The 5,771-nt window shown below is 54.0% G+C and carries 6 protein-coding genes; all 6 read left to right on the top strand.

The window, feature by feature from the left end; translation table 11 throughout:
• The coding region (gatC, locus tag HOLDEFILI_RS16860; RefSeq protein WP_006061104.1) for an Asp-tRNA(Asn)/Glu-tRNA(Gln) amidotransferase subunit GatC at window positions 1-232 on the top strand (232 nt) is incomplete at its 5' end.
• Between the two features lies 1 nt (window position 233).
• Window positions 234-1,658, top strand: a complete 1,425-nt coding sequence (locus HOLDEFILI_RS16855; protein ID WP_006061103.1) for an amidase family protein — start codon at window positions 234-236, stop codon at window positions 1,656-1,658.
• Window positions 1,658-3,082 carry an Asp-tRNA(Asn)/Glu-tRNA(Gln) amidotransferase subunit GatB gene (gene gatB / locus HOLDEFILI_RS16850; RefSeq protein ID WP_006061102.1) on the top strand — a complete coding sequence of 475 codons (1,425 nt, stop codon included), beginning with the start codon at window positions 1,658-1,660 and terminating at the stop codon, window positions 3,080-3,082. The genes HOLDEFILI_RS16855 and gatB overlap by 1 nt, the downstream gene beginning before the upstream one ends.
• A 132-nt stretch (window positions 3,083-3,214) precedes the next feature.
• Window positions 3,215-3,913 (top strand): hypothetical protein, encoded by a 699-nt coding sequence (locus tag HOLDEFILI_RS16845; protein WP_006061101.1) that lies wholly within the window; start codon window positions 3,215-3,217, stop codon window positions 3,911-3,913.
• 105 nt (window positions 3,914-4,018) lie between these two features.
• Window positions 4,019-5,356, top strand: coding sequence for a 23S rRNA (uracil(1939)-C(5))-methyltransferase RlmD (gene rlmD / locus HOLDEFILI_RS16840; protein ID WP_050767015.1), 1,338 nt, complete (start codon window positions 4,019-4,021; stop codon window positions 5,354-5,356).
• 223 nt (window positions 5,357-5,579) lie between these two features.
• Window positions 5,580-5,771, top strand: a 192-nt coding sequence (locus tag HOLDEFILI_RS19950) for a hypothetical protein (protein ID WP_006061099.1), incomplete at its 3' end; no start/stop codon positions are given.

Raw genomic sequence — 5,771 nt, 5'->3', positions numbered from 1 at the left:
CGACGCGGAAGCCGCCGATATCGCGGCCGAATTCGAAACGTTGAACAAACAGCTGAGACTGCTGGAAAGCATCGACACGACGGGGGTGGAACCAATGGTCTACCCGTTTGAAACACCGACGAGTTATCTGCGCGAGGACGTCGTCGATCATGTGATCAGCCGTGAAGACGCGCTGGCCAACGCGCCGAAAGTCAGAGAATGCCACATTGTGGTTCCGAAGGTGGTGAAGTAAAATGGCAACGATGAGTGAATTAAAAGCGACGACGACCGCCCGCGAACGGGTGGAAGCGGCTGTAGCTAAAGCGCAGGCTTCCCAGCCGCGGCTCAATGCGGTGGTGACGTTTGTCGACGTTGAAGATCAGCTGGCGGCGCTGGATACAATTCCGGACGGACCGTTTCACGGCATGCCGGTGGTCTTAAAGGATAACGTCTGTACGCGCGGTGTCCGCACGACCGCTTCCAGCAAGATTCTGGATAACTATGTTCCGGTGTATAACGCGCACATCGTCGACAAGCTGAAGGCAGCCGGCGCTGTGGTGATCGCCAAAGCGTCGATGGACGAGCTGGCGATGGGCGGCACCAATTTAACGGCGGCGACCGGCCCGGTTTATAATCCGTATGACCGCACCCGCATGGCAGGCGGCTCCTCCGGCGGCAGCGCAGCGTTAGTCGCGGCGGGTGTCGTTCCGTTTGCGGTCGGCTCCGATACCGGGGATTCTGTGCGCAAACCTGCGTCGTTCTGCGGCGTTCTGGGCATGAAGCCGACCTATGGCCGGATTTCCCGTTACGGCATCATTCCTTATTCCTCTTCGCTCGATCACGTCGGCTATTTCACGCGCAGCGCGCTGGATGCGGCCGAGGCCTTAAAAGTGCTGGCCGGCCGGGATGATCGCGACATGACCTCATCTGACAGACCGGTGCCGGACTACGCGGCAGCGCTGAACAGCGAGATTAAGGGACGCCGCGTCGCGATATTTAAAAACGTGATCGACGCGCTGGCCAACCCGGAAGTGAAAGCCCTGTTTGAAAAGACCGTCGAAGCTTTAAAAGCGAAGGGAGCGGTAGTGGAAGAAGTCAGTCTGCGCGAGGATCTGTTGAAAGCGATCCTGCCGGCCTACTACTTAATCGCCAACTGCGAAGCGACGGCCAATCACTCCAACCTGGACGGCATCCGGTTCGGCGTTCAGCAGCCGGGCAGCAGCATGGAAGAAATCATGATTCAGTCGCGCACCAAGGGCTTCGGCTCGCTGATCCGCAAGCGGTTTGTCATCGGCAGCTACGGTCTGTTTGTCGAAAATCAGGAAAAGCTGTTCCGCCAGGCGCAGCGGGTACGCCGCCTGATCGTCGAGAATGTTGCGGAGGTCATGAAGGATTACGACATTCTGATCGCGCCCGCCAGCAGCGATGTCGCGCCGAAGCTGGACGATCACTCCCGTGACGAATTGTCCGACGGTTATCTGATCGCGGAGAATCACATGGTCATCGGCAACTTTACTGGGTATCCAAGCTGTACGGTGCCGATGGGCTTGATCGAGGGACTGCCGGTCGGCTTAAACATGACGGCGAAGGCCTGGGATGAACAGAGCCTGTTCGACTTTGCGGCGGCGATGGAAGACATCACCGGCCTGAAGGACGCCACAGCGGAGGGAATTGAATAATGGAATACGAAGTCATTATCGGAATTGAAATACATTGTGAGTTAAAGACCAAAACCAAGATGTTCTCCGGCGCTCCGGTGTTGTTCGGCGCTCCGGCCAACACCTGTGTTAACGAGATTGATTTAGGCCATCCCGGCACGATGCCGTGTCTGAACAAGCAGGCCGTCGCGATGGCGGTGCAGGCTTGTACGGCGCTGAACATGGAGATCGATCCGTTGGTGCGGTTCGACCGGAAAAACTATTACTATACCGACCTGCCGAAAGGCTTCCAGATCACCCAGCAGTTTTACCCGATCGGCCGTCGCGGCCATGTCGAGATTGAAACGGAAAACGGGCCGAAGGTCATCCGGATTGAACGGTTGCACATGGAAGAAGATACAGCGAAGCAGTTCCACTATGACGCCGGTACGCTGATCGACTTCAACCGCGCCGGTACGCCGTTGGTGGAAATCGTATCGGAACCGGATATCCGCAGCGGCAGGGAAGCGATGGCATATGTCGAAAAGCTCAGACAGACACTGTATTACCTGGGCGTTTCCGACGTCAAGATGGAAGAAGGCTCGATGCGCTGCGACGTCAACATCTCGCTGCGTCCGGTCGGAACTGAGAAATTCGGCGTTAAGACGGAAATCAAAAACCTCAATTCCATCAGCAACGTTCAGAAAGCGGTCGAGTATGAAATTGAACGTCAGACACAGATCTTAAACGAAGGTGGTCAGGTCGTTCAGGAAACCCGCCGCTTCGACGAGGCGTCGCGCACGACGATCTCGATGCGGAAAAAGGAAGGCGCTGTGGATTACAAATATTTCCCGGAACCGAATATTTTTCCGATCCAGCTCGATCCGGAGTGGATCCGTCAGCTGCAGGCCGCGATGCCGGAAATGCCGGAAGTTCGCCAGGCCCGGTATGCCGAGCTGGGACTGCCGGAAAACGATATCGCGCTGTTAGTCGCAAATAAGGAGTTGGCCGATTACTACGATCAGGTCATGAAGCACACGCAGCACGCCAAGATCGCCGCCAACTGGGTGATCGTCGAGCTGCCGGCCGGGTTGACAAAGCTGAACACGAAGCTGGCTGAAAACCCAGTCGCGCCGCAGGCAATGGCTGAGCTGGTCAACATGATCGTCGGCGGAGAAATCTCCGGCAAGCAGGCGAAGATCGTTTTTGAGGAAGTGCTTCAGGGGAAGGATCCGAAGCAGGTCGCTCAGGAAAAAGGCATGAAACAGCTGTCCGATTCCTCCGCGCTGATCGCGCTGATCAATCAGGTTTTGGATGAACAGCCGCAGTCGATCACAGACTATAAAAACGGGAAGGACCGCGCCGTCGGCTTCCTGGTCGGTCAGGTCATGAAAAAGTCCAAAGGCCAGGCCAATCCGGCGATGACCAACAAGCTGATCGTCGAGGAATTGAAGAAAAGAATCTGATTGAAGGGGGACATCCAGGCGTTACTGACGCTTTCGGTGTCCTTTTTCTTACAAAAAACGCAGGGCTCAGGAAATGACTGGTCAAATCCCTTCTTTTCCTGTAAAATAGTAAAAGATAAGGAGTGAAGGACTTTGTCTGAACAAAAGAAAACAGTGAAGAAGAAACCGGCCGCGGCGCCGGCAAAGAAACATAAAACGAAGAAGAATGATAAATCCACAATGATTTTGATTGTGGGCTTGGTGCTGATTGCGATTCCATGCGCGATTCTGGGATGGATTTTGATCAGCGCGTCCATGGACACGGGGAAGCCGATCAACGGCGATCGGTTCAAGGGCGATCTGGATCCGGCGATCACCAAGGATCAGCTGTCGGAGATCGAAAGCCGGATCAAGGGTGAAAACCAGGTGGAGAAGGTCACGGTGGAACTGACGACGGCGACGCTGCGGGTGTATGTTGATACCGTGGATTCGATCAGCGACGAGGAAGCGAGTGCTTTGTCGGAAACGGCGTACAATGATGTGACGGCGGTGCTGAATGAAGGGACTTACTTTACGGCGTCGAATGGCAAGAAGATGTATGACCTGGAAGTGCATGTCTACAACAATGTTGATAAATCGGGGTCCGAGGATTACGTGTATGTGATCCGCGCGAAAAACTCCAGTATGGAACAGGCTGCGACGCAGATCGTATCAAAACCGCTGGATGCCGATCTGGCCCAGCAGCTGCGCGAGGAACTGGCAGAAAAGCGGAATCCTCAGGCGGCGAAGGATGACGATGACGAGGTCGTTGGCGGCGAGGATACGGAAGCGCAGGACGACACGAAGGAATAAAGGGCGGAAGCCCTTTTTCGTTTTTGGATCGGATTTAGGGCTTGGAGTTTGGTTGTTTCATCGTTGCGATGAGCTGAAATTATGATTCAGAAAGGGGAGCGGAGAATGGCGTTAAAGAAAAATGATGTGTTTACAGCAGCGGCTGTCGACTATACGTTTGATGGACTGGGGGTAGTTCGTCATGAAGGATTGTGTTTCTTCGTGAAGGATTTATTGAAGGGGGAAAGTGCGGAGATCGGGGTGACGGCCGTGAAGAAGAACGTGGGTTATGGCCGGGTGATCCGGCGCTTATCAGAGAGTCCGCAGCGCATTGAGCCGCGCTGCCCCGTTGCGCGCCAGTGCGGAGGTTGTCAGCTGCAGATAATGGAGGCTGAGCTGCAGGCGGAGTTTAAGCGCCACCGGGTCGCGGATTGTTTCCAGCGGATCGGACATCTGGACGTGGAGGTTCAGCCGGTGTTGTCGATGGAATTTCCCTGGAACTATCGGAATAAGGTGCAGGTGCCGGTGGGGGTCAACCGGGATGGAAAAGTGATCAGCGGCTATTATCGGAGTCATTCGCATGATATTGTGGATTTTGACGAATGCTGCCTGCACAGCGAACTGGAAAATCAGATTTTGAGATCGCTGCGGTCCTGGATTGAGGAAGCGGGCGATCCGGCGCAGCTGCGGCATTTGTTGATCAAGCATGCGTTTAAGACGGGGCAGGTCATGGTTGTGTTGATCGCGAAATCGGAGAACCTGAAAGGGAAAGACGAACTGATAGAGCGTTTGACTGCGGCGTATCCGCAGATTCGCAGCATCATCTTAAATGTGAACGGGCGTGAGGATAACGTGATTCTGGGGGATCGGGAGATCGTGTTGTGGGGATCGGCTTCGATTGAGGAAGAATTGTTGGGCCTGCGGTTTCAGATTTCGGCGAAGTCGTTTTATCAGATCAATCCGGTCCAGACGGAAGTGTTGTATACGAAGGCGATCGAACTGGCTGGTTTAACCGGGGAAGAAACGGTGATCGACGTGTATTGCGGCACAGGCACGATTGGACTGAGCGCGGCCCGGAAGGCGAAGCGGGTGATCGGCATCGAGATTGTTCCTTCGGCGGTGGAGGATGCGAAGAGGAATGCGGTCCGCAACGGAATCGCCAACGCGGAGTTTATCTGCGGCGACGCGGGAGTGTGCACTGCACAGTTGTTGGAGCGGAGGATTCAGCCGGATGTGGCGATTGTGGACCCGCCGCGCAAGGGACTGGACGGAACGACGATTGATTCGTTGGTCAAAATGAACCCGGAGCGAATTGTGTATGTTTCGTGCGATCCGGCGACCTTGGCACGGGATTGTGCGGTGTTGAACGAGCGGGGGTATGGCGTGGAGGTTGTGCAACCGGTGGATATGTTTCCGCAGACGACGCACGTCGAGACGGTTGTATTGATGTCTAAGGTCAGGTAAATAAGTGCGAAAAAGGCCTGATTTCAGGTCTTTTTTGCTATCGGGAATAGGAAAACATTCAATCCGAGGTCTAAATATAGCGATTTGCGGAAACAGGGCGATAGGAGAGGAACATAAAAAGTGTATATAGTTTAGACGACGATTTAGATGTCGGACATTGAGTTGCCGATTTGGTTGTCAGAGAGAGTTTAGGCAGTGAATTGGATATAAGGAGGAGTAGTAGATGTATATTATGGTAAGTGAGCCGATTCCATCAACTACGGCAGCTGAAATAAAAGAACAATTTGAAAATATGACTACCCTCCAAGAGCTGGCAGATGTCTTTGCTATTACAAGCAATAAGTTTTGGTGGGTGGAAGATAACGAATACGATTACGAGAAAGGCACAAAAGAATATCAAGAAGCTCGAAAAATA

The organism is Holdemania filiformis DSM 12042 (assembly GCF_000157995.1).
Lineage (GTDB): Bacteria > Bacillota_I > Bacilli_A > Erysipelotrichales > Erysipelotrichaceae > Holdemania > Holdemania filiformis.
The sequence above is the reverse complement of the archived record's forward strand: the minus strand, read 5'-3'. Positions and strand labels throughout refer to the sequence as shown.

Coding starts and splice junctions, on each gene's coding strand:
- HOLDEFILI_RS16855 (WP_006061103.1), top strand. CDS start 234: ATGGCAACGATGAGTGAATTAAAAGCGACGACGACCGCCCGCGAACGG.
- gatB (WP_006061102.1), top strand. CDS start 1,658: ATGGAATACGAAGTCATTATCGGAATTGAAATACATTGTGAGTTAAAG.
- rlmD (WP_050767015.1), top strand. CDS start 4,019: ATGGCGTTAAAGAAAAATGATGTGTTTACAGCAGCGGCTGTCGACTAT.